The organism is Bordetella sp. (assembly GCF_057362025.1).
The window spans coordinates 68,196-91,889 of sequence record NZ_JBMQQZ010000074.1 but is presented as its reverse complement, the minus strand read 5'-3'; the positions used below and the strand labels follow the sequence as shown (position 1 = coordinate 91,889).

At 66.0% G+C, this 23,694-nt stretch carries 22 protein-coding genes; 9 read left to right on the top strand and 13 right to left on the bottom strand.

Translation table 11 applies throughout. The features are described 5' to 3' along the window. The first annotated feature begins 124 nt into the window (after positions 1-124). The 8 genes from ACO1P8_RS14660 to lon all read left to right on the top strand — a co-directional run bounded on the left by ACO1P8_RS14660 (position 125) and on the right by lon (position 8,784). The gene (locus ACO1P8_RS14660) at positions 125-784 is read left to right on the top strand and encodes a response regulator (protein WP_486296616.1); all 660 of its coding nucleotides are present in this window, start codon (positions 125-127) and stop codon (positions 782-784) included. After that, the gene (locus ACO1P8_RS14655; protein ID WP_486296615.1) at positions 781-2,112 is read left to right on the top strand and encodes an ATP-binding protein; all 1,332 of its coding nucleotides are present in this window, start codon (positions 781-783) and stop codon (positions 2,110-2,112) included. The genes ACO1P8_RS14660 and ACO1P8_RS14655 overlap by 4 nt, the downstream gene beginning before the upstream one ends. A 69-nt stretch (positions 2,113-2,181) precedes the next feature. Continuing rightward, positions 2,182-3,642, top strand: a complete 1,461-nt coding sequence (locus ACO1P8_RS14650; RefSeq protein WP_486296614.1) for a DegQ family serine endoprotease — start codon at positions 2,182-2,184, stop codon at positions 3,640-3,642. A 222-nt stretch (positions 3,643-3,864) separates the two neighbouring features. Beyond that, positions 3,865-4,560 carry a peptidoglycan DD-metalloendopeptidase family protein gene (locus tag ACO1P8_RS14645; RefSeq protein ID WP_486296613.1) on the top strand — a complete coding sequence of 232 codons (696 nt, stop codon included), beginning with the start codon at positions 3,865-3,867 and terminating at the stop codon, positions 4,558-4,560. Between the two features lie 19 nt (positions 4,561-4,579). Next, the gene (locus tag ACO1P8_RS14640; protein ID WP_486296612.1) at positions 4,580-5,335 is read left to right on the top strand and encodes a hypothetical protein; all 756 of its coding nucleotides are present in this window, start codon (positions 4,580-4,582) and stop codon (positions 5,333-5,335) included. Positions 5,336-5,491: 156 nt separating this feature from the next. Then, positions 5,492-5,686 carry a hypothetical protein gene (locus tag ACO1P8_RS14635; RefSeq protein ID WP_486296611.1) on the top strand — a complete coding sequence of 65 codons (195 nt, stop codon included), beginning with the start codon at positions 5,492-5,494 and terminating at the stop codon, positions 5,684-5,686. Between the two features lie 279 nt (positions 5,687-5,965). Beyond that, the gene (locus ACO1P8_RS14630) at positions 5,966-6,373 is read left to right on the top strand and encodes an Hsp20/alpha crystallin family protein (protein WP_486296610.1); all 408 of its coding nucleotides are present in this window, start codon (positions 5,966-5,968) and stop codon (positions 6,371-6,373) included. Positions 6,374-6,489: 116 nt separating this feature from the next. Continuing rightward, positions 6,490-8,784 carry an endopeptidase La gene (gene lon / locus ACO1P8_RS14625; protein ID WP_486296635.1) on the top strand — a complete coding sequence of 765 codons (2,295 nt, stop codon included), beginning with the start codon at positions 6,490-6,492 and terminating at the stop codon, positions 8,782-8,784. A gap of 28 nt (positions 8,785-8,812) precedes the next feature. On the opposite strand, the gene ACO1P8_RS14620 is transcribed toward lon, so the two are convergent. The 3 genes from ACO1P8_RS14620 to ACO1P8_RS14610 form a co-directional block, all read right to left on the bottom strand. After that, the gene (locus ACO1P8_RS14620) at positions 8,813-10,168 is read right to left on the bottom strand and encodes a hypothetical protein (RefSeq protein ID WP_486296609.1); all 1,356 of its coding nucleotides are present in this window, start codon (positions 10,166-10,168) and stop codon (positions 8,813-8,815) included. A gap of 148 nt (positions 10,169-10,316) precedes the next feature. Next, positions 10,317-11,078 carry an ABC transporter permease gene (locus tag ACO1P8_RS14615; RefSeq protein WP_486296608.1) on the bottom strand — a complete coding sequence of 254 codons (762 nt, stop codon included), beginning with the start codon at positions 11,076-11,078 and terminating at the stop codon, positions 10,317-10,319. An 11-nt stretch (positions 11,079-11,089) separates the two neighbouring features. Continuing rightward, positions 11,090-12,010: an ABC transporter ATP-binding protein gene (locus ACO1P8_RS14610; RefSeq protein ID WP_094841203.1), complete on the bottom strand. Its 921-nt coding sequence runs from the start codon at positions 12,008-12,010 to the stop codon at positions 11,090-11,092. A 498-nt stretch (positions 12,011-12,508) separates the two neighbouring features. On the opposite strand from ACO1P8_RS14610, the gene queF reads away from it, so the two are divergent. Then, positions 12,509-13,336: an NADPH-dependent 7-cyano-7-deazaguanine reductase QueF gene (queF, locus tag ACO1P8_RS14605; protein ID WP_486296607.1), complete on the top strand. Its 828-nt coding sequence runs from the start codon at positions 12,509-12,511 to the stop codon at positions 13,334-13,336. 138 nt (positions 13,337-13,474) lie between these two features. On the opposite strand, the gene ACO1P8_RS14600 is transcribed toward queF, so the two are convergent. From ACO1P8_RS14600 to ACO1P8_RS14555, 10 genes are all read right to left on the bottom strand, one after another. Further along, positions 13,475-14,455 (bottom strand): Bug family tripartite tricarboxylate transporter substrate binding protein, encoded by a 981-nt coding sequence (locus ACO1P8_RS14600; RefSeq protein ID WP_486296606.1) that lies wholly within the window; start codon positions 14,453-14,455, stop codon positions 13,475-13,477. Positions 14,456-14,635: 180 nt separating this feature from the next. Then, positions 14,636-15,727: a mandelate racemase/muconate lactonizing enzyme family protein gene (locus tag ACO1P8_RS14595; RefSeq protein ID WP_486296605.1), complete on the bottom strand. Its 1,092-nt coding sequence runs from the start codon at positions 15,725-15,727 to the stop codon at positions 14,636-14,638. Beyond that, entirely contained in the window at positions 15,724-16,296 is a 573-nt protein-coding gene (pgsA, locus tag ACO1P8_RS14590) for a CDP-diacylglycerol--glycerol-3-phosphate 3-phosphatidyltransferase (RefSeq protein WP_486296604.1), read from the bottom strand. The genes ACO1P8_RS14595 and pgsA overlap by 4 nt, the downstream gene beginning before the upstream one ends. 82 nt (positions 16,297-16,378) lie before the next feature. After that, positions 16,379-18,202 carry an excinuclease ABC subunit UvrC gene (uvrC, locus tag ACO1P8_RS14585; protein ID WP_486296634.1) on the bottom strand — a complete coding sequence of 608 codons (1,824 nt, stop codon included), beginning with the start codon at positions 18,200-18,202 and terminating at the stop codon, positions 16,379-16,381. Beyond that, positions 18,165-19,220: a beta-N-acetylhexosaminidase gene (gene nagZ / locus ACO1P8_RS14580; protein ID WP_094841198.1), complete on the bottom strand. Its 1,056-nt coding sequence runs from the start codon at positions 19,218-19,220 to the stop codon at positions 18,165-18,167. Before nagZ ends, uvrC begins: the two co-directional genes overlap by 38 nt. A gap of 118 nt (positions 19,221-19,338) precedes the next feature. After that, positions 19,339-19,782 carry a holo-ACP synthase gene (gene acpS, locus ACO1P8_RS14575; protein ID WP_486296603.1) on the bottom strand — a complete coding sequence of 148 codons (444 nt, stop codon included), beginning with the start codon at positions 19,780-19,782 and terminating at the stop codon, positions 19,339-19,341. Between the two features lie 19 nt (positions 19,783-19,801). Continuing rightward, a complete protein-coding gene (locus tag ACO1P8_RS14570; protein WP_486296633.1) occupies positions 19,802-20,530 on the bottom strand; it encodes a pyridoxine 5'-phosphate synthase in 729 nt (242 codons plus the stop codon). 99 nt (positions 20,531-20,629) lie between these two features. Further along, positions 20,630-21,574: a winged helix-turn-helix domain-containing protein gene (locus tag ACO1P8_RS14565; protein ID WP_486296602.1), complete on the bottom strand. Its 945-nt coding sequence runs from the start codon at positions 21,572-21,574 to the stop codon at positions 20,630-20,632. Positions 21,575-21,788: 214 nt separating this feature from the next. Then, the gene (locus ACO1P8_RS14560) at positions 21,789-22,895 is read right to left on the bottom strand and encodes a patatin-like phospholipase family protein (RefSeq protein WP_486296601.1); all 1,107 of its coding nucleotides are present in this window, start codon (positions 22,893-22,895) and stop codon (positions 21,789-21,791) included. A gap of 4 nt (positions 22,896-22,899) precedes the next feature. Continuing rightward, the gene (locus tag ACO1P8_RS14555; protein ID WP_486296600.1) at positions 22,900-23,694 is read right to left on the bottom strand and encodes an ABC transporter ATP-binding protein; all 795 of its coding nucleotides are present in this window, start codon (positions 23,692-23,694) and stop codon (positions 22,900-22,902) included.

Sequence of the window (23,694 nt, the reverse complement as noted above, 5' to 3'; positions counted from 1 at the left end):
CCAGGGGTGTAACCAGAAGCCGCTTCGGGAAGTTACAAAAGGAGAGCAGACGCCATGCCGGTTCCTGTCGCCGCCGGAACTTAAGTTGGGCGTCAGGCTCCAACCCCCGCTGAAGGAGAAACGCATGCGTATTCTTTTGGTGGAAGACGATAGGATGATCGGCGAAAGCGTTTTCGACGGGCTGCGCGCCGAAAAATATGCCGTCGATTGGGAGAAAAACGCCAAGGGTGCCGACCTGGCGTTGCGCACCGGTCCCTACGACCTGGTCCTGCTCGACCTGGGGCTGCCGGACGGCAACGGACTATCGCTGTTGCGCGACCTGCGGACGCGACGCAACCGTACCCCCGTCCTGATCGCGACCGCACGCGACGCGGTGGCCGATCGCATCGCGGGCCTGGATGCGGGCGCGGACGACTACGTCATCAAGCCTTATGACATGGACGAACTGCTGGCGCGCATGCGTGCGCTGATCCGGCGCAGCGCCGGCCGTGCCGAGCCGGTCTTCGAGCATGCCGGCGTCAGCATCGACCCGCACGACCGCTCCGCCCGCGTCAATGGCGAACCGGTCACGCTGACCGCGCGCGAATGGGCCGTGCTCGAACCCTTGATCGCGCGTCCAGGCATGATCCTGTCGCGCGCCCAGCTGGAGGAAAAACTCTATAGCTGGCAGGAAGAAATCAGCAGCAACGCCGTCGAGGTCTATATTCACGGGCTACGCAAAAAACTCGGCCAGCGTTTCATCCAGAATGTGCGCGGGGTCGGCTACGTCATTCCCAAAACATGAAGATTCCGCTTGGCTCCTCGCTCAGGGGGCGCCTGATTTTTTTTCTGTTCGCCTCCATTTTTGTGGCCGCTCTGGTGCAGGGCATCGTGGCCTATCGCAATATCCTCCAGCAGACCGACGAGATTTTCGACGCCCAGCTGCAACGCACCGCGGCATCGCTGACCGCGGGCGACGGCCTGCTCAGCGCTGCGCCGTCCGGGCCGGGGGGCTCGGTGCCGGAGGACAGCCTCATCATCCAGATCTGGACCGCCGACGGCGCGCGGCTGTTCAAGTCCGCCTCCGGCAAGCTGCTGCCCGATCCCGTGATGCTCGGTTTTTCCACCGTGAAGGCGGGTACCGCGACCTACCGCGTCTATGCGATGGCCACGCCGTTCCAGGTCACGCAGGTGGCCCAGGACATGGCCGTGCGCCAGAAGACCGCACGCGCTCTGGCGCTGCGCAGCGTGGGGCCGATCGCCGCGGCCGCGCCCCTGCTGATGATCGTGGTCTGGTGGGTGGTCGGGGCGTCCCTGCGCCCCGTGCGACGCACCCGCGACGAACTGGCCAAGCGGCAACCCGAAGCCCTGTCGCCCGTAGGCGAAACCGGCCTGCCCGACGAGATCCGCCCTCTCGTCCATGAACTCAACCTGCTGCTGGACCGCACCCGCCAGGCCTTCGCGGCACAGAAGCGCTTCGTCGGCGACGCGGCGCATGAGCTGCGCTCGCCCCTGGCAGCGCTGCGCCTGCAATTGCAGGCCTTGCAGCGACCCGGCGACGAGGCGGCGCGCCGCATCGCCGTCGACCGCCTGGCCGCCGGCATCGAGCGCGCATCGCGCCTGATCGAACAGCTGCTGTCCATGGCGCGGCACGACGCCGCCGCGACGCAGGTGCCGCCCCGGCGGGTGGAACTCGTGCAACTGATGCGCCAGGCCATTTCGGACATCCTGCCGGAGGCCAATGCCAAGGCCATGGACGTCGGCATGGAAGGCGTAGCCGAAGCGTGGGTGCGCGCGGACCCCGATGCGCTGGCGCTGCTGGCCCGCAACCTGCTCGACAACGCCATCAAATATACGCCCGCCGAAGGGCGCATCGACGTCTGCATCGAAACCTATGGCGAGGCCGTGACCTTGATCGTCGACGACAGCGGGCCGGGCATTCCCCCCGCCGAGCGCGAACGGGTGTTCGACCGCTTCTATCGCGCGCAGAACCATGACGCGGTAGGCAGCGGCCTGGGACTGTCCATCGTCGAGGCCGTGGCGCGCCGCCACGACGCGACGATTTTCCTGGAGGACGCGCCCCGGCTGGGCGGCCTGCGCGTCCGGGTGCGCTTTCCCTTAAGTTTCGCCTAAGTCTCGGGTCCGAACATAGCGCCGTGTTCAAACACCAGTGCTCACTGGACTAGCGCTCAAGGACCCGACATGAAACTCAAATCTTTCTCGCCCACCCGCCTGACAATGTCGCTGGTTGCCGCCGGCGTCATCGGCGCGACCGCCGCCACCGCCATCCTCGGCACGGCCTCCCACGCGGAGACCGCGCCGCCCGCCATGACCCAGCAGGTCCAGCCTCTCGCGAGCCCGATGTCCGTGCCGAATTTCGCCCAGATCACCCGCGAGTTCGGCCCCGCCGTGGTGAACATCAGTGTGTCGGGCACCAAGAAAGTAGCCCTCCAGCAGGATCCTTTCGCGCAATTTTTCGGCGGCATGCCCGGCTTTCCCGGCATGCCCGGCCAGATGGGCCCCGGAACCCGCGAAGTGCCGATCCGCGGTGAAGGCTCGGGCTTCATCGTCAGCCACGACGGCCTGATCCTGACCAATGCCCACGTGGTGCAGGGCGCCGACGAAGTCACCGTCAAGCTGACCGATCGCCGCGAATTCCGTGCCAAGGTCCTGGGTAGCGACCCGGTAACCGACGTGGCCGTCATCAAGATCGATGCGTCGAACCTGCCGGTGGTGCGCCTGGGCAATGTCCAGGACCTGAACGTCGGCGACTGGGTGCTGGCCATCGGTTCGCCCTATGGCCTGGAAAACACCGCGACCGCGGGCATCGTCAGCGCCAAGGGCCGTTCGCTGCCCGACGACACCTCCGTGCCCTTCATCCAGACCGACGTGGCGGTCAACCCCGGCAACTCCGGCGGACCGCTGTTCAATGCGCGCGGCGAAGTGGTCGGCATCAACTCGCAGATCTACACCCGCACCGGCGGCTACCAGGGCCTGTCGTTCGCGATCCCCATCGATGTGGCGACCAAGATCAAGGATGAAATCGTCGCCCACGGCAAGGTGCGCCACGCCATGCTGGGCGTAACGGTCCAGGAGGTGAACCAGGAGCTGGCGAACTCCTTCAAGCTGGACAGCCCGACCGGTGCCCTGGTCGCCAGCGTGGAAAAAGGCAGCGCCGCCGACAAGGCCGGCCTGAAGTCCGGCGACATCATCCGCGCCATCGACGGCCGTCCGATCGTCTCTTCCGGCGATCTGTCGTCGGTCATCACGCTGCAAGACCCCGGCCAGCGCGTCAAGCTGGACGTCTGGCGCAACGGCAAGCCCGAACAGGTGATGGCCACCCTGGGCACCTATGGCAAGCAGGACGCCGTCGCCTCCGATGCCCCGCAGAGCGGCCAGCATGCCAAGCTGGGGCTGGCGCTGCGGCCGCTGACGCCCGACGAGCAGGAACAGGCAGGCACGCAAGGGCTGCTGGTCGAACAGGCGGACGGTGCCGCCGCCAAGGCCGGAATCCAGGCCGGCGACATCATCCTGTCGGTCAACGGCATACCGACGCGCAGCGTCGGCGAAGTCCGCAACGCCGTGGCCAAGGCGGGCAAGACCGCCGCCCTGCTGGTCCAGCGCGGCGACGGCAAGTTGTTCGTTCCGGTCCAGATCGGCTAAGCGAGCGCTTTCCCGGCGCCAGGGCAACCGCCGCGCGCGCCAGGGCTCCTATGTGCCTTTCCGGCACCGCCGCGCACCGGGCGGCGTTTCTTGGTACCCTTCGCGGGGACGCCATCGTGGCGTCCCCGCGCAAGAAGCCCCCCGAAACGCGTTTTGCCAGTGCCAGTCATATCGCCATATACATCCAAGTCTCTTCCCGGCCGTGCCGGAACCGGATACGCCGTGCGTGCGCGGCGTATCGCCTGCGCCGCCGCCTTCGCCGTATTGCTCTCGGCATGCGCCTCCGCCCCCGTAGGACCGGGCTACTATCGCGTCAAATCGGGCGATACCCTGACGCAAATCGCGCGCGAACATCGCCGAAGCGTCGCCGACCTGATGCGTTGGAATAGCCTGGAAAGCGCCAACCGCATCGATGTGGGCCAGGTACTGCGCGTGGTGCCGCCGGGCGGTAGCGCCGCGGCGGCATCGTCATCCAAGGCCGGCTCGCGCAATGGCAGGGCCGGCGGCGAAAAAGCCCATACCGCGAAGCCCGCCGACACGTCGCCGCTGCGCGGCATCACCCTGGTGTGGCCCGCGCCCGGCACGGTGGCGCAGCGATTCAACGGTTCCTCTTCGAACGGCCTGCGCATCGTCAACACCGCCGGCACGCCGGTCATCGCCGCGGCGGCCGGCTCGGTCGCCTATGCCAGCAACGGCTTGCGCGGCTACGGCAATCTGGTCATCATCCGGCACACCTCCGGTTTCCTGACCATCTACGCACACAACCGGACGCTGCTGGTCAAGCAGGGGCAGCGGGTGGCGCAAGGCCAGAAAATCGCCGAGATGGGCAATAGCGACAGCAAACAGGTTGAGCTGTACTTCGAACTGCGCCAGAACGGCAAGCCTGTCGATCCGGCACGCGCGCTGCCGGCGCGCTAACCCCTTTACGCGTTTGCTCATGGCCCTGGTTCTGGCTCGCTTTCTCTACGGTTTCTCCCTGTCCTGGATCGTGGTGGCGGTACTAATTGCCGCCACCTTGCTGTGCATACGCCTCGTCGGCATCGCCGTCGTGGCGTTCGAGGAAGAAGACAAAGGCAACATCGCGGGCGCGGCCTGCGTCGCGGCGGTCGTCGTGGGCGCCCTGGCCTCGATAGTGTGGCTGGGCCATCGGCTTTACGATGCCTTGGGGACGTCGTCCCTGGTGGGCGGCACGGCGCATTGGCTGGCCGGCGGCAACACGCTGTCGCCGGCGGCGATCTTCGGTGCGCTGGCCGGCTTCGGCTGCCTGGCCGGCCTGCGCGGCTGGATGGTCCGCCCGCCCCGCGATCCCGCCGTGGCCAAGCAGCAAGCCGCGGCCAAGGCGGACCGCAAGACGGAACGCGCCGCCGACCGGGACGGCAAATCCACGGCGCGCAAGGCGCGAACGGCGGCCGCCTCACGGGCCAAGGCCGCCGCGCGGGTGCGCGGGCCGCGCATCCCGCAGTTGGGATGGAGCGCTTTGTTCGTGTTGCTATTGGGGGGCGCCTTGTTGGCCTTCGCCTACGGCGTGGACCCCCGGCCCCTGCCATCGGACGCGACCGCGGCCGCCACCCGCGTCTACCAGGAAATGGCGACGCGCGCCCGGCCGGTGTATCTGGTCGCGGTGGCGCTGCTGGGGGTCGGCGGGCTATTCGCGCTGGTCTGGTTCTTCTGGCGCCGCCATCCTGACGAATAAACCGGCCGCCCAGGCTCCTGAACCGAATGCGGCGCGGCACGGATCCTTTCGCCTTCCGGGCCATGATCCGGGAACAACCGCGGAAGGATAATCAGCAAACAATAACGATTCTTATTATAAAATCGACCCAACCCCACTTTCGAAGGAATCTTCCTCATGACCGGTTCGCGTAAATTCTGGTTCGTGTGGCGGACGCCGTCGATCCTGCTGCTGCTGACCGTCTTCGGCCTGCTGGCCGCCTTATTGGGCAGCGAAGCCTGGCATTGGGCATCCTGGGCGGCCCTCGCCGTCCCCGTCGCCGTGATCCTCTTTCATACCCTGCGCCGGCAGCGGTCCCCACAGGCCACGTAACGGCCACCACCGCCCGCCTTTTACCGGCCAGCCGCCCTCCGTGCCGTACCTCGCAGTACGGGCACCGAGCCCATGGCCCTCCGGGCCCGGCCCCCGATAACGCCCCGCGCGGACCGGTTTTCCAGGCGGGAGGCACGCCCGCGCCGGGCCCCTTCATGCATCGCGCCGCCGGGGGTACGCTATATGCGGCGGGCGTCCTTGCCGTCGTCCGTCGAACAGCGCCCTTGAAACGTTGAAGGACGTCGCCATTTAGCCGACATACCTCGCAGGCAAAACACCATGAGATCACGCGATTTGACGTCCTGGATGTGGGGTGACGCCCTCTCCATGCTGGAACAGGCCGAGCGCCTGCAGCGGCAATTCTTTCGTGCGTGCGCGGCGGATCCGCAAGTCTGGGAGCCTCCCATCGATGTGGTCGAGACGGCGGAAGCCGTCATCGTGCATATCGCATTGCCGGGAGTCCCCTCGTCCGCGGTCGCCGTGCGCTTTCAGGCCGACGGCGTAACGGTGTCCGGCATCCGGCGCTTGCCGGCATCGCGCGCCGCGCATATCCATCGGATGGAAATTCCGTATGGACGATTCGAACGCCGGATCATCCTGCCGCTTGCCGCGCTCGAGCCCAGCACGCCCGAGATGTCGGATGGTTGCCTCGTATTGACGTTCAGGAAAAGAAAGGAAACGCCATGAAGCTTTGGCCCACGATGCAAGTGCGCACCGACGATGACCGGGCGCGCGCGGGCGGCGCTGCCGCGTCCACCGGCGACCAGGAACCACGCACAACCAAACCGCTGCCGCAGGATGCGATGATCCTCATCCCCATGCGGGATACGGTCCTGTTCCCTGGCGTGTTGTCGCCGGTCACCGTGCGGCGCCCCGGATCGGTCGCCGCCGCGCAGGAGGCCGTCAAGACGGAGCTGCCGGTGGGATTCCTGCTGCAGCGCGACGCCAGCAAAACCGAAGTCGGGCCGTCCGACCTCTATTGGGTCGGCACGCAGGGACCGATCGTCCGCTACATCACCGGGCAGGACGACTCTCACCACATCGTCGTACAGGGCCAGTCGCGCTTTCGCGTCCTCGAATTCCTGGAGGGCTGGCCCTATATGGTGGCGCGCGTGGCCATGGTCGAACCGGTGGAAGCCACGGACCCGCAGATCGAGGCCCGTTTTCTCCAACTGAAGGAACAGGCCGTAACGGCGATCGGCCTGCTGCCCCATGTTCCGGACGAGCTGGCCGGCGTGGTGCAGGGCATTACCTCGCCCGCCACCCTGGCCGACATGGTCGCCAACCTGATCGACGTCAAGGCGGAGGAAAAGCAGGACATCCTGGAAACCTTCGACCTCGGACGCCGCCTGGATAAAGTCATCGAACTGCTGTCCGCGCGCGTGAATGTGCTGAAGCTCAGCCGCGAGATCGGCGAAAAGACGCGCGCCCAGTTCGACGAACGGCAACGCGAGCACGTGCTGCGCGAACAGCTGCGCCAGATCCAGAAGGAATTGGGCGAAGGCGACGATACGGCCGCCGAAGTCGAAGAGCTGAAGAACGCCATCGACAGCGCCGGCATGCCGGAGGACGTGCTCTCGCACGCCCGCAAGGAACTCAAGCGCCTGCAGCGCATGAGCGAAGGCGGCGGCGAATACGCCATGCTGCGCACCTACCTGGAATGGCTGACCGAACTGCCATGGAAGCAGGAAGCGCAGCCGCCCATCGATATCGCGGAGGCGCGCCGCATCCTGGACGAGGATCACTTCGGGCTGGAGAAAATCAAGCGGCGCATCCTGGAATACCTGGCGGTGCGCAAACTGAATCCGCAGGGCAAGAGTCCCGTGCTGTGTTTCGCGGGGCCTCCGGGCGTGGGCAAAACCTCGCTCGGGCAGTCCATCGCCCGCGCGACGGGACGGGTGTTCCAGCGCGTGGCGCTGGGCGGCGTGCATGACGAGGCGGAAATCCGTGGCCACCGCCGCACCTACCTGGGCGCCCTGCCGGGCAATATCATCCAGGCGATGCGGCGCGCCGGCACGAACAAGGTCGTGATGATGCTGGACGAAATCGACAAGCTGGGCGCCGGTGGCTTTCATGGCGATCCGGGCAGCGCCTTGCTCGAAGTCCTGGATCCGGAGCAGAACCACAAGTTCCGCGACAACTACCTGGGCGTCGATTTCGATCTCTCGCACGTGATGTTCATCTGCACCGCCAACGTGCTGGACACCATTCCCGGCCCGCTGCGCGACCGCATGGAGATCATCCAGCTGCCGGGCTACACCGAGGAAGAAAAGATCCAGATCGCGCGGCGCTACCTGGTGCGCCGCCAGCTCGAGGCCAACGGCCTGCGGCCCGAACAGGCCGAAATCACCGATACGGCGCTCAAGGCCATCGTGGAGGACTACACACGCGAAGCGGGCGTCCGCAACCTGGAGCGCGAGATCGGCTCCGTGCTGCGGCACGCCGCCATGCAGATCGCCGAAGGACGCCAGGAGTCGGTACGCATCGATGCCGGCGATCTGGCCGAGCCACTCGGCCCGCGTCGCTTCGAGAACGAAGTCGCATTACGGACCAGCGTGCCGGGCGTGGCGACCGGCCTGGCGTGGACGCCGGTCGGCGGGGACATCCTGTTCATCGAAGCCAGCAAGGTTCCGGGCGGCGGCAGGCTGATCCTGACGGGGCAGTTGGGCGACGTCATGAAGGAATCGGCGCAGGCGGCGCTGACGCTGGCCAAGACCTGGAGCGGCGACTCGCTCGAGAAGGTGGACATCCACGTGCACGTGCCGGCGGGCGCGACGCCCAAGGACGGCCCCAGCGCCGGGGTGGCGATGTTCGTGGCGCTGGCGTCGTTGCTCAAGGGCACGCCGGTGCGGTCGGACGTGGCCATGACGGGCGAGGTCAGCCTGCGCGGGCTGGTGCTGCCGATCGGTGGCGTCAAGGAAAAGACGCTGGCCGCCCTGCGCGCCGGTATCACCACCGTCATGCTGCCGCGACGCAACGAAAAGGACCTGGAGGACGTCCCCAAGGAAGCGCGCGACAAGCTGAAGTTCGTCCTGCTGGACCGCGTGGAGGACGCGCTGGACGTGGCGCTTGAAAAGGAAGCGGTCCCCTCGGTGTAAGGACGCATCCGTCCACGCCCCGGCGTTCTTACTTGCCGCGCCACCGGTCGAACGCCTGGGCGTAGCTGTGGCCAATGCCGCTCCACACCCCGCGCGCCACCGTCGCCCGGTCGCGCGCGGTATAGGCCCGTCGGACCGCCTCCGGCATGCTGGCGAACTTATCCGCCGGCGGTCCGACGCGACGCGAGGGATTCATGATTTTGGTCATATGGCCTGTCAGCCACGTGCCGCCGAAATCGAACGTCAAGCCGGAATTCTTCAGATAGACTTCGGCGACATGCACGAGCTGGCCGAGGTGGTCCACGCCGGCCGCATAGACCTGCGGAGCAACCGGCTGGCCGTCATCGCCGCAGAGTTCCAGATACAGATCCCGGTTGCCGCAAATGCGGCTGGCCAGCACCAGCGCGGAAACCGCGGGCACGCATACGGCATATGGCCGGAACCAGCGATAGAAGGCCTCGGTATCGTGCGTGAGCGCATTGCTGCATTCCGCCCCGGGCGTAAAGCGCCCGTAGCGCATATAGCCGCCCGTTTGCAAATGATGACGCGCTTGCCCCGCGAGCTTCTCGAGCATGCACGATTCGTACAGACGGAAGAACAGGAACGCCGCGCACTGCACCATGGTCAACACCGCCTTGGCGACGGGACCGGCGGCCGGCATCGCGCTAAGCGGCAAGGTCAGCAAACCTATGCCGATATTGGCCAGGCCGTTGCCCGCACGCATGGCGGCACCTGCCCAGACGCCGTCGACGAGCGCCTGCGCGAACCCCTTGCGGATACGGACGCTACGGGCTTGCAGGCTGCTGACCAGCGTCCGGATGCCCATGTCGAACAGTTCCAGGATGCCGTCCTTGATCGCGGTGACCGCGGAGTAGGCCTGGAAGGCCGGTTGCGCCACGATGGCCAGAATGGCCGTCACGATCTGGGTGATCAGAACGTCCGGCTTGTCGAAGCTGTCCCGGATAAACGCGCGTAACGCCTGGTTCACGGAGCCCGCCACCTCGCAAAGAAAGTCCCTCACCATTTGCCAGATCCGTGCCACCTCGCCGGCCACGATGCTGGGCAGACGCTTCGCGTCCGCATTGCCGGTACCGGCGGCGCCTTTGGTCAGAGTCTCCGCCCGACAGGCGGCCCAGTTGCTATAACCCTTGGCGGAGGTATCCCTAAGCGAGGCCAGCACCGCCGACATGCCGCCGGCGTGATCCAGGGCCCGGGTGGCCCCGGTGATCAGCAGCTTCGCGGCATCACCGATGTAGGACCCGGTGACGGTCAGGTTGGAGAACAGGCAAAGCGTGTTGACGCGGGCTTCGTATCGCTGCGCTTCGAGAAACTGCAGACTCGCGTCCAGCGGACTGCGGAAAGGTGATGCGGATGCGTAAGGCATGGAGATTTGCGGGCCGACCGGAAAGATGGACCGGCAAATTACTTCAAGGGGGACTGTCGCCCCCAGCAGAAAATTCGTAGAGGACGATTGGCGCCGCCGCGCGGGATCAGGTCTCGGGCAATGGCCGGTCCTGAATACCCGCGCAAGATCACGTTTTCAGGCGATAACCGGTCTTGAATATCCAGCGCACGCCCGCCATGCACGCCACCAGGAACACCATCGTCATGCCCAGGCTGACGCCGACGTGGACGTCCGCCACGCCGAAAAAGCTCCATCGAAAGCCGCTGACCAGGTAAACGACGGGATTGAACAACGTCACCGCGCGCCAGAAGTCCGGCAGCATATTGATGGAATAGAAGCTGCCGCCCAGGAAGGTCAGCGGCGTCACCACCATCAGCGGGATCACCTGCAATTTCTCGAAACCGTCCGCCCAAATGCCGATGATGAAGCCGAACAGGCTGAAAGTGATCGACGTCAGTATCAGGAATCCGATCATCCACAGGGGATGCGCGACGCCGAACGGCACGAATATCCGCGCCGTGATCAGCATGATGATGCCCAGGATAATGGACTTGGAGGCGGCCGCGCCGACGTAGCCGATGACGATTTCCACATAGGAAATCGGCGCCGAGTGGATTTCGTAGATGGTGCCGGTAAAGCGCGGCATGTAAATGCCGAACGACGCGTTGGAGATGCTTTGCGTCAACAGCGCCAGCATGATCATGCCCGGCACGATGAAGGCACCATAGCTGACGCCGTCGATATTGACCATGTGCGACCCGATGGCGGACCCGAACACCACGAAATACAGTGACGTCGAGATCACCGGCGAGGCCACGCTTTGCATCAGGGTGCGCCACATGCGATGCATTTCGAACAGGTAGATGGCGCGGATGGCATAGATATTCATAAGCTGGCCCTTCATCCCTGGACGAGGCTGACGAAGATTTCCTCCAGCGAGCTCTCGGAGGTGCGCAGGTCGGTGAATTCGATACCGGCCTCGTCGAGCTTGCGCAGCAGCGCCGCGATATCGGCCGTTCCGGCCTGGTTATCGTAGGTGTAGACCAATTCGTGCCCCTCCGCGGCCACGTCCAGCTGGTACGCGCCAAGCGTGTCCGGCAAGGCGGCCAGCGGCGCTTTCAAGGTCAGCGTCAACTGGCGCTTGCCCAGTTTTTTCATCAGGGCGTTCTTTTCCTCGACAAGGATGATCTCGCCCTGGCGGATCACGCCCACGCGGTCCGCCATCTCCTGGGCTTCCTCGATGTAATGCGTGGTCAGGATGATGGTGACCCCTTGCTCGCGCAAACGCCGCACCATTTCCCACATCCCCCGGCGCAGCTCGACGTCGACGCCCGCGGTGGGTTCGTCGAGAAACAGGATACGCGGTTCGTGCGACAGGGCCTTGGCGATCATGACCCGGCGCTTCATGCCGCCCGACAACGCCATGATGCGCGTGTCCTTCTTTTCCCACAGCGACAGGTCGCGCAGGACGCGCTCGATATGGGCCGGGTCTGCGGGTTTGCCGAACAGGCCGCGACTGAAGCTGACCGTGCTCCACACGCTTTCGAAAGCGTCGGTGTTCAACTCTTGCGGTACCAGGCCGATACTGGCTCGCGCCGCGCGAAAGTCCCGGATGATGTCGTGCCCGTCCGCCAGGACGGTACCCTGGGTAGGATTGACGATGCCGCAGATGATGCTGATCAGCGTTGTCTTGCCCGCGCCGTTCGGTCCCAGCAGCGCGAAAATTTCGCCACGTTGGATATCGAGATCGACGTTCTTCAATGCCTGGAATCCAGACTTGTATGTCTTGGACAGGCCCCTGACGGAAATGATCGGATCCACGCCGTTCCTCGTCGAATTCAATTGCAGGGATTCTACCCGTGCGCGGTGACGGAAAGGCGCCACCGCGCACGATGCGCGCCTCCCGAAGACCGCGATACCCGATGCACCGGACCAGCGGAGAAGGTTCCGGACAGTCCGCCGCGATATCGCCAAAACCGCCGGGAACAGGCGAAAGTCACCACGAAACCCTGGAATTTCCGCTGGTTTTCGCCGAATCCCGCGCGGAACGGTTCCCCGGGGAAGCGCCCTCGGAAGCTCCATCGCGCTTCTCGCGTCGTCTTTTTCGACATATCACTTCGAGGAGACAAAACAATGATCACACAGGGCACGATGGCCCGCCGTGCGCTACACCGCCAGGCCCGACCCCGCGTCATCCGCGGCCGCCGTCCGGCAATCGATAGGCGCGTCCGGCGCCCCGGCATGGAGGGCGCGCGATACGGCGGCATTCGTGTCGCCGGCTTAAAATGGCCTGTTTACGCATCGCCGCACTGCCCATCCATGACTCTCGAGCACGCCCCCCTGGGGCACGACATCCCCTATCCCAGCCAGTACGATGCGGGCCTGCTATTCCCGATCGACCGCGCCCCCAACCGCGCGACGCTAGGTGTCGGGACGACCTTGCCATTTCATGGCGCCGACGTATGGAACGCCTACGAGCTATCCTGGCTGAATCCGCGCGGCAAGCCGCAGATCGCCATCGGCCGATTCACGGTGCCCGCCGATACGCCTCGCATCATCGAATCGAAGTCGTTCAAGCTGTACCTGAACTCTCTTAACCAGACGCGCATGGCGGATCCGGCCGCCTATGCCGCGTGCGTCGAACGCGACCTCAGCGCCGCGGCCGGCGGTCCCGTGCGGGTGGAACTGATACCGCCTGCCGGCTTCCGCGACGAACGCCTTGCCGACTTGACGGGCGAATCGCTGGACGACCTGGATATCGACGTCGAGGCCTACACACCGGCACCGGGGCTGTTGCGCTGCGCGACGGACGCCGACGCGGTCGAGGAAACCCTGACCTCCGACCTGTTGAAATCCAACTGCCCGGTCACGGGCCAGCCGGACTGGGGCAGTGTACAGATACGCTATCGCGGCCCCAGGCTGGACCGCGCCGCGCTGCTGGCGTACATCGTTTCGTTCCGGGAGCATGCCGAATTCCACGAGCACTGCGTGGAACGGATCTATACGGACCTGATGGCGATTTGCCGCCCATCGAGCCTGCTGGTGTATGCACGCTACACCCGGCGCGGCGGCCTGGATATCAATCCGTGGCGCGCGACGCCCGATTGGCCGGCGCCCGACGTCCAGGCACGCACCGCCCGCCAATAGCAGGAAGCCGCCAGGACGAAAACGCGGCCGGCATCGGCGGGCGCGTCCCAGACACGGCGCACGCAAGCCATGGCGCCCCCAGCCGTTGCATACGCGGACGCCACGCACTGCCGTGGCATCCACGAGGCGAGGCCCGGCTTATTCAGGCTGGATATTGTTCGACTTGATGATGCGCGCCCATACGGCGCTATCGCGATCGGCCAGCGACGCGAGCTCCGCGGGACTGGTAGCCTGCGGCTCCACGCCGAGTTCGCGCAGCTTGCCCGAGACGGCAGGATCGGCCAGCGTGCGGCGTATGGCCTGGTTGATCTGTTCGACGGTCGCCGGCGGCGTCTTGGCGGATACGTAGATGCCGCTCCAGTTGTTCAACAGGTCCATGCCCGGGATGCCCTGTTCCTCGAAGGTCGGGATATCCGGAAACAGCGCGCTGCGTTTCTGCGCGGCGATGGCCAGCCCCTTCAAGCCGCCCGACTTGACCAGCGCCTGGATGCCGGGGACATCGCCGACGAAAGCGTCCACATGGCCACCCATCAGGTCCGAAATCGCGGGTGCGGCGCCCTTCTCGGGCACGTGCAGGAAGGCAACCTTGGTTTTTTCCGTCAACAGGGCGATGGCCATGTGCGGCATGCTGCCGATGCCCGACGACGCGAAATTGACCTGGCCGCCCTTGCGCGCATTGGCGACGAACTCCTTCGCGTCCCGCGCCGGGTTCTTGGGGTTGACCACCAGCATTTCAGGGGTATTCACGACCAGCGACACCGGCGCGAAATCCTGCACCTTGTAGGCGAGCTTGCGATATAGCGAGGGATTGATGGTGATCGCGCCCGCCGTGGTGATCCACAGTGTCTTGCCGTCGGCCGGCTCATGCAGCACATATTGCGCGGCGACGGCGCCGTTGCCGCCGGGACGATTCTCGACCACCACGTTCTGCTTCAGTTCCTTGCCCAGTTGCTCGCTGATCACGCGCGCCATCAGGTCGGAAGGCCCGCCGGCGGGGAAGGCCACCACCAGGCGCACATAGCTGCCCTGCGCGAGGGCCGTGCCCGCCGGCGCGAAGGCCATGAATAGAATGGACAAAACGGCCGGCACGCAAAGCCTGGCCCACTTGATCGATGCCATGATGTCTCCTGACGGCGTGTTTGATTTCTTGTCCGCCAAGTGTTGGGGCTTGGCATGGTTTCGCGCAAGATGGCCGGCGTCGGATGTCCAGCTGGCGGACAGTGCGTATCGCCGTCCCGCCACGGGCCCGCGGCGATAACGCCCGCGTTCATGTCCCCGACAGGTAAAGCGTGGCACCCGTCAGCGTACCGCGCACTTCTCCACCACGCTCATGTCCGGATCGCGCCCCAGGCCGGGGCCCGACGGCACGGCCACGCGCGCGCGCGACGCCAGCACCGCGTCGCCCAGCGGGTTGTCGTCTATCGTGCAGTAGCAATATTCCAGTTCGATCTCTTCTTCCAGCGCCGCCAGCACGTGTATGGTCGCCAGCAGGCCCGGACCCACATAGGGGGAATGCGGCGCCAGGGCGACGCCATGCTCGCGTGCCAGCCGGGCGATGCGCATCAGCTCGGAAATGCCGCCCACTTTGGTGGCGCTGGGCTGGGCATAGTCGACGGCGCCCGCCTCGAACATGGCCTGGAATTCCAGGTAGCCGGCGGCGTTTTCACCGGCCGCGGTCGGCACCGGCGCCTCGCGGCGCACGCGCGCCAGGCTGGCATGGTCCTCCGGCGGGAACACCGGCTCTTCCAGCCAGTGCAGATCCAGGTCGCGCATCTGGCGAGCCATGGAAATTGCCTCGTCCGCGGTCCAGGGGCAGTTGGTGTCGACCGTCAGCCTGACGCCGGGGCCTATCGCCTCCCGGGCGCGCCGGACCTGCTCCACGCCGATCTCGTGCAGCTTGATCGTGGCGTAGCCTTCCGCCGCGGCGCGCGCAGCATTGCGCGCCACGACATCGGGATCGGTATAGCGCATCAGGCTGGCATAGGCAGGCACGCTGCCGCGCCGCCGTCCGCCCAGCAAGTCCGCCACCGGCTTGCCGGCCGCCTTGCCTGCCAGGTCCCAGAGGGCGATATCCAGCCCCGACAGCGCATACATGACCGGACCGGAACGGCCCAACAAATGGAACTTGCGCGTCAGATCGTTCATGATGCCGGGGATATCGCTCTCGTCCCGGCCCACGGCCATGGGCGACACCAGCGCTTCGATGGCGGCCTTGGTGGCCGGCCACACGGCAAAACCGAAGGCCTCGCCCCACCCCACCAGCCCTCGATCCGTCTCGACACGGATAAGCAGCATCTCCATTTCCCGCGGTTTGCCCGCCAGCATCGGCTTGGGACCGCCGATTTCAAACGGCATGGACAGCGGAATCGCGGAAATGGAACGGATGGTCATAGGCTTTTTTCGCGGATGGCGGGCCACGCCCGCTGCAGGTAGTACAGCATCGACCATACCGTGAGGATGGCGGCGACCAGGATCAGGATATTGCCCAATACCCGCGTGCTGATGCCATGGACGGGCTGGTAGTACAGCAGGCAGGGAATGGCCACCATTTGCGCCGCGGTCTTGAATTTGCCGAGGCGGTGTACCGCGACGCTGGCGCTGGCGCCGATCTTCGCCATCCACTCGCGCAGCGCGGAAATCGTGATTTCGCGGCCGATGATGATCAGCGATATGAAGGCATCGACCCGCCCCAGGTCCAGCAGCACGATCAGCGCGGCGCTGACCATCAGCTTGTCCGCCACCGGGTCCAGGAAGGCGCCGAAGGCCGATGTCTGGTTCCATTTGCGGGCCAGCCAGCCGTCGAACCAGTCCGTCAGCGCGGCGATGACGAAGGCCGAGGCGGCCAACATATCCCGGTTGGGCTCCGCCAGCCAGCTGGATGGCAGATAGAAAAGCCCGACGACCAGCGGGATCATGGCGATACGCAGCCACGTCAGAATGATGGGAACGTTGATAGGCATGATGACGCGTATGCTACATCAGCCGGCGGCTCCGGGCTGTCATGATTGGGGCCGGTGCCGGTTTCGGCACCGGAATGGCCCGTCAGTGCAAGGCGTCGTAGATGCGTTCGGCCAGTTCCTGCGAGATGCCGTCCACCGACGCCAGATCCTCGATACTGGCCCGCGATACCCCCGAAAACCCGCCGAACCGCGCCAGCAGGCGTTGGCGGCGCCGGGCGCCGACGCCTTCGATTTCCTCCAGGCGCGAGACGTTGCGGGCCTTGGCCCGCCGGGCACGCATGCCGGTGATCGCGAAGCGGTGCGCCTCGTCGCGGATCTGGGCGATCAGCATCAAGGCGGCCGACTCCGGCCCCAGGGCGACGGGCGCGCGCTCATCGGCAAACACCAAGGTCTCCAGGCCGACCTTGCGGCCCTCGCCCTTGGCCACGCCCACCAGGACATGCACATCCAGACCCAGCTCGGCGAACACCTGCCGGGCGATCTCCACCTGACCCTTGCCGCCGTCGATCAGCACCAGTCCGGGCAGCGGCGCCTCGCCGTCGGCCACCTTGGCGAAGCGGCGCGTCAGCACCTGCCGCATGGCCGCGTAGTCGTCGCCCGGCGTGATGCCGGCGATGTTGTAGCGCCGGTACAGCGAAGGCTGCATTTCGTGGTGTTCGAACACCACGCAGGACGCTTGCGTGGCTTCGCCCGCCGTATGGCTGATGTCGAAACATTCGATGCGCAGGCTGTCCAGGGCGGCTTCGTCGGTCTCCAGCTCCAGCGTTTCGGCCAGGGCCAGGGTGCGGGCGGCGCGCGCGCCGGATTCGGTCAGCGCCCGCGCCAGCGCCATTTCGGCGTTGCGGACGGCCTGCTCCAGCCAGGAACGGCGTACCCCCTGGGGCCGGGTCAGCACCCGGCTGCGCTTGCCCGCCTGCTCCGCCAGCAGGGCGATCAGCTCGTCGTCCGGCAAGGCATGCGAACAGACCAGGATGGGCGGCATGGGATTTTCGGTGTAATGCTGGCCGACGAAGGCTTCCAGCACGTCCGGCGCGGACTCGCCCTCCGCATGCGTGGGGAAAAAGGGCTTGTCGCCCAGATGGCGGCCTCCGCGCACCATGGCCAGATTGACGCAGACACGGCCGCCGGCCACCGCCACCGCGATGATGTCGCAGTCCTCGCTGCCGATGTCCTCCATGGTTTGCTGGTGCAGCACGCGCGCCAGCGAACCCATCTGGTCGCGCAACGCCGCGGCGGCCTCGAATTCCAGGGCCTCGGAGGCGCGCAGCATCCGCGCCTCGATATCCTGCATGACTTCCTTGGCCTGGCCGTTCAGGAAGCGACCGGCGCGCGCGACGTCGTTGGCGTAGTCGTCGGCCTGCACCGCGCCCACGCAAGGGGCAGAACAGCGGCCGATCTGGTGCAGCAGGCAGGGGCGCGAGCGGTTGGCGAAGACGGTATCCTCGCAGGTGCGCAGGCGGAAGACCTTTTGCAGGATCTGGATGGTTTCGCGCACCGCCCACGCATTGGGAAACGGACCGAAGAACTGGCCCGGCTTGTTGGTCGAGCCCCGGTAATACGCGATGCGCGGCCATTCGTGCGCCGTGATCAGCAGGTAGGGGTACGACTTGTCATCCCGGAACAGGATGTTATAGCGCGGCCGCAGGCTTTTGATCAGGTTGTTTTCCAGGATCAGGGCCTCGGCCTCGGAACGCGTGACCGTCACCTCGACCTGCGCGACCTTCGTCACCATCTGCGCGATACGCGGGCTGGTCAGCGTCTTCTGGAAATACGAAGACACGCGCTTTTTCAGGTCGCGCGCCTTGCCGACGTACATGACCTCGCCATTCGCATCGATATGCCGGTAGACCCCCGGCAAATGCGGCAGGTCAGCCAGAAACGATTTGAGATTGAAGGCTTCGGGCATGCTGGTAACGGCGATCTGCCTGCAGGTCATTCCAGTCCGCGGCCGGATAACGCGGCATCAGGCGGCGGATACGTTCGATGGATGCGGGTTCGGATACATGCGTCAGGCGGCCGAGCAATTCGTCGGCAAGGTCGGGCCGGTTGCAGACCAGGACCATATCGCATCCCGCGTTCAGGGCGGCCTGGGCGCGCGCGAGGATATCGCCGGCCACCGACGCGCCTTCCATGGTGAGATCGTCGGAGAACACGACGCCATCGTATCCCATGCGGCGGCGCAGGATGTCCTGGATCCAGCGGCGCGAGAAGCCCGCGGGCTTGTCGTCCACCTTGGGATAGATCACGTGGGCCGGCATGACCGAGGGCAGGACGATATCGCCCAGCCAGCCATATGGCGCGGAATCCTCGCTGAGGATGCGTTCCAGGTTGCGCGGATCCACGGGGATTTCGTGGTGGGAGTCGGCACTGACGAAGCCATGCCCGGGGAAATGCTTGCCGCACGCCGCCATCCCGGCCAACGCCAGGCCTTGGACGAGCGCGCGCGCCAGCATGGCGACGACGCGGGGATCGCGATGAAAGGCGCGATCCCCGATGACCTTGCTGACACCGTAGTCCAGGTCCAGCACCGGCGTGAAGCTCAAGTCGACGCCGCAGGCACGCAGCTCGGCCGCCAGGACATAGCCGGATTCCGTCGCCAAGCGCATCGCCTGCAGGGGCTCCCGGTCCCATATCCGGCCCAGCTCCCGCATCGGCGGCAGGGGCGTGAAGCCGTCCGTGCGGAAGCGCTGCACGCGGCCGCCTTCGTGGTCCACCGCGATCAACAAGGGTTCTTCCCGCACTTTGTGGATGCGGGCGGTCAGTTCGCATAGCGTCTGCCTGTCCTGGAAATTGCGGGCAAACAGGATCACGCCGCCCACCAGCGGATGGCGCAAGCGCTTTTTTTCCTCTTTGGTAAGCACCGGACCGGCCACGTCGACCATGACGGGACCGGGTGGCAGCGCTTTGTTCTTTTTGCTTGGCATGGGGAAATCTCTTTCAATGTCGGGCGCGCACGCGCCGCGTTTGTACGAAGGGCCGCCCTGCGTGGCATCCCGGACGCGCGCGTTCGGCGATCGTCCTATACGAGGTTCGACGATCCATTCACGGCATCCGGCGTTCGACGATCACATAGGCGGCGGCCATATCGGTTTCGTCGGTCAGGGAGACGTGGGCGGCACCGTAGCGCGGCTCGTACCAGGCCAGCAGCTCCGGCGACAGGACCAGGACCGGCCGGCCGCCCGGCGCGTTCAAGGTCTGCACGCGCCGCCATGTCATGGGCATGCGCATACCCAGGCCGATGGCCTTGGAGAAGGCTTCCTTGACGGCGAAACGCGTGGCCAGAAAGCGCACGCCGCGGCGTTCGTCGCGCGCACGCCGCGCATGGAATTTGGCCAGCTCCTCTTCGCCCAATACTTTTTCGGCGAAACGATCGCCGTGGCGCAACAAGGCGCGTTCGATGCGGTCGATGCGGATAAGGTCCAGGCCGATGCCGGCGATGGCCGATGCCGCGGCGGATGGGGAGGCGACGGGCTGCGCTGTGTTCATGGAAGAGGGATCCTGCCGATCAGCGCCCGGCGCGTGCCTGGACCATCAAGGCTTTCATGTCGCGCACGGCCTTTTCCCAGCCGTCGAACACCGCGCGCGCGACGATGGCATGGCCGATGTTCAATTCCGCGATGCCGTCCAGCGCGGCGACGGCCTGCACGTTGCCGTAGTGCAGACCGTGCCCCGCATTCACCTGCAGGCCGTGGCGCAAGCCTTCCGCCACGGCACCCCGGATGCGCTCCAATTCGGTCCCGGCGGCGTCTCCAGCCGCTTCGGCGTAGGCTCCGGTGTGCAATTCGATCACACGGGCGCCCGTGCGCGCGGCGGCGGCGATCTGGCTGGCGTCGGGGTCGATGAACAATGACACCCGGATGCCGGCATCATGCAGTCGCGACACTGCGTCGGTCACGGCGGCCTGAGCGCCGGCGACCTCCAGACCGCCTTCGGTGGTCAACTCGGTACGCTTTTCCGGCACCAGGCAGACATCCTGCGGCCGCACCGCGCAGGCAATGTCCAGCATTTCACGGGTGATGGCGCATTCCAGGTTCATGCGGGTGCGCAACTGCGGCCGCAGGCGGTACACGTCCGCATCCTGGATATGCCGCCGGTCTTCGCGCAAATGCAGGGTGATCACGTCCGCGCCGGCGTCCTCGGCGCGCAGCGCGGCCTCGACGGGATCGGGGTAATCGGTATGCCGCTGCTGGCGCAGCGTGGCTACGTGGTCGATATTTACGCCTAGGTCTATCATCGCATCGCGTGTCGTCATGGATTCCGGCGCACCACCCCATCCATACGGGGCGGCCGGAACGGAACAGGACGATATTATCGCGCCGCGCCCACGGCCGCCCTATTCCTGCGTGGCCAGATCGCCGACGAACACGTAGCCCATGCCATGCACCGTATGCAGCGGCAGGCGTTCGCCGCTGTCGTGCACTTTCTTGCGCAGGCGGCTGATGGCCACATTGACCGAACGCAGATTGGTCGCCGTCATGAACTCGCTCATGGCGGCACGGGACAATTCGCGCTTCGGATTGTCGAGCAGGCAGATGAAGCAGGCGCGCTCCGTGCCTGTCAGATGGATGCGCTTGCCCGCGGGCGTAATCAGCACCCAACCCTGGTACAGGATGCGCCAGGGTTCCCGGGACGGCAAGTGGCGCGGCATTGCGTCCCCGTCCGCCTGGCCGCCGTCGGCCACGGGCAGGCTGCGCAGGGCGTAGCCTGCGGCACGCATGCCGGAGGCGGCGCCGAGCAGCCCGGCAATATCGGCGGAACCGACCAGTCCCACCGCATTGGCCGGGCTCGCGGGCCGGACCGGCGCGCCAGGGGCGGCGGGTACGGAGGGGGCCGCGGCCGGCGTGGCCGCCGAAGGCGCCATCGCGGCGGGACGGCGGCGCTGGCGCCCGGCGCGCCGCGCCTGTGCCCGCAACAGCGCGGCCAGCTCGGTGGCCTCATAGCTGCGGTCCAGGCAAAGGTGGGCGCCCGCCCGCAGGGCGCTCAGGCGCGTATGCTGGGCCGCGTCCGGCGCCTGCAACAGGATGCCGGCGCCATACTGCGCGCTAAGGCGCGGCAGGACGGCGTCGACCACCTGCCGGACGGGCGCGCTGGCCCCTACCAGGACCAGGTCGGGATCCCGCAGGTCCAGCCATTGGAAAAGGCCGGCCGCATCGCGGCAGCCATGGACATGAAAGCCCAGCCGGGCAAGCAGGTGCACCGTGCGATTGCGGCTATCGTCGTCCGGTTCCCACAGCGCCAGCGAAAGCGGAGCATTCTCGGTTGCGTTACACGGTTCCATGACATTCCACAAGGTTGCGAAGAAGGATCAATGCGCAGCGAAAACTACCATTGTGATTCCCGCTATATCCTCATCGAACGTCAATTCGGACCAATCCCGCCAAGCTGGCCCGCCGTGCCGCCCTCCGGCCGTTCGCTGCGGGACCGGAACCGCGAGCGCGGGCTTCCCCATACATACGAGGCCGGGCCGGCCGCTGTCGCGGCCAAGTCGGCGCTCAGTCCCGGTGAATATCGTGCGTCACGAACCGCTGGCCTTCGCCGGGAAGGTCCAACAACCCCGGAAGGGCCAGGGTGGCCCGAATATCGGCCAGGCCGGACTCCCAATGATCGTGCATGGCTTCCGTGCCGAATTCGTAGTCTTTGGAATGGCGCTCGTAATTCTTGGAGTCGTAGACGAGGTTCACCACGTTGACGGCCGGAATCATCGCATCGCGGCGGATTTCCGCCAGTTCCGGGGCATTGCGCCTGGCCGGCGGCAATAAGGCCAGCAGCCGTTGCAGATCCTCGCGCAGCTTGATGTTGCGTTTGAGCGTATCGGTGACCAGCCGGGTGCGGCTGGAATATTGGATGTCCTTGCGGCGCTCCTCGACTTCATCCATGTTGGTCGGCAGCGGTCCGCGGGCCGGCCAGAGGTCTACCTGGAAAACCAGCGTATCGCGCATGGGACTGTCCGACAGCACGTAGTACAGCGGCGTATTCGATACCAGGCCGCCGTCCCAGTAGTATTCGCCGTCGATCTCGACGGGTGGAAAACCGGGCGGCAAGGCGCCGGACGCCATGACGTGATGCGGCGTCAGTTCGCACTGCGTGCTGTCGAAATAGGAAAAATTGCCGGTGCGCACGTTGACGGCGCCGAAGCTGGCGCGCACGGCACCGCTGTTCAGCAGTCGGAAATCGACATAGGTGCGCAGGGTCTGCAGTAATGGGCTGGTGTCGTAGTAACTGGTGGCCGCGATTCCTTCCTGCCAGAATGGCGGCGGAAAGCGCGGCTTGAAAAAGCCGGGCTGGCCGTGCATCAGGGCGGTTGCCGCGGCCAGCCGGCCGTTCATCCACTCTCCCCATGGCAGGGCTTCGTAGCCGTACGAGCGGCAGATGGATTCCCAGAAGCCGCGCAGCCGTTCGACCCGTTCGTCCTCGGGCGACCCGGCAATAATGGCGGCATTGATGGCGCCGATCGAAATACCGGCAACCCAGCCGGGCCGCAGCCCGTATTCGTGCAGCCCCTCGTACACACCCGTCTGGTAGGACCCCAGCGCACCGCCGCCCTGCAGCACCAGTGCCACGGTGCCGTACGCGCATTTGCGGCGTGCGGGGCGAGTCATGACCTTATCCCAGCAGCAAAGCGTCGTCAGCCAGTTTTTCGCCGCGCACGCGCTCGAACATGGCAAGGAGATCGGGCACGGTCAGGCCCCTGCGCTCTTCGCCGGACACGTCCAGCACCACCTGGCCCTGGTGCAGCATGACGGTGCGATCGCCGACCTCCAGTGCCTGCCGCATGCTATGCGTGACCATCAGGGTGGTCAGCCGGCTTTCGGCGACGATGCGGGCGGTCAGGTCAAGCACGAAGTCGGCGGTGCGCGGGTCCAGCGCGGCCGTGTGCTCGTCCAGCAAGAGCAGGCGCGACGGCTGCAAGGCCGCCATGAGCAGGCTGACGGCCTGGCGCTGGCCGCCCGAGAGCAGGCCGATGCGGTCGCCCAGGCGGTTCTCCAGGCCCAGCCCCAGCGTGGAAAGGCGTTCGCGAAACGCGCTCCGCATCGATGTCCTGACCGCGTGCCGCAGGCCGCGCCTGCGCCCGCGTGCCTGGGCCAGCGCCATGTTTTCCTCGATGGTCAGGTCTTCGCAGGTCCCGGCCATCGGGTCCTGGAACACGCGGGCGATATGTTCGGCGCGGTGCCAGGAAGGCTGGCGCGTCATATCGGTACCGTCGATCTCGATACGTCCGCTATCGACGGACTGGTCGCCGGACACGGCGTTCAGGAAGGTCGATTTTCCGGCGCCGTTGGATCCGATGACGGTAACGAACTGGCCGGTGGGAATATGCAGCGATAAACCGCGCAGCGCGCGGGTTTCGATGGGCGTGCCGGGATTGAACGTGATGTGCAGGTCGTGTGCGGTCAGCAT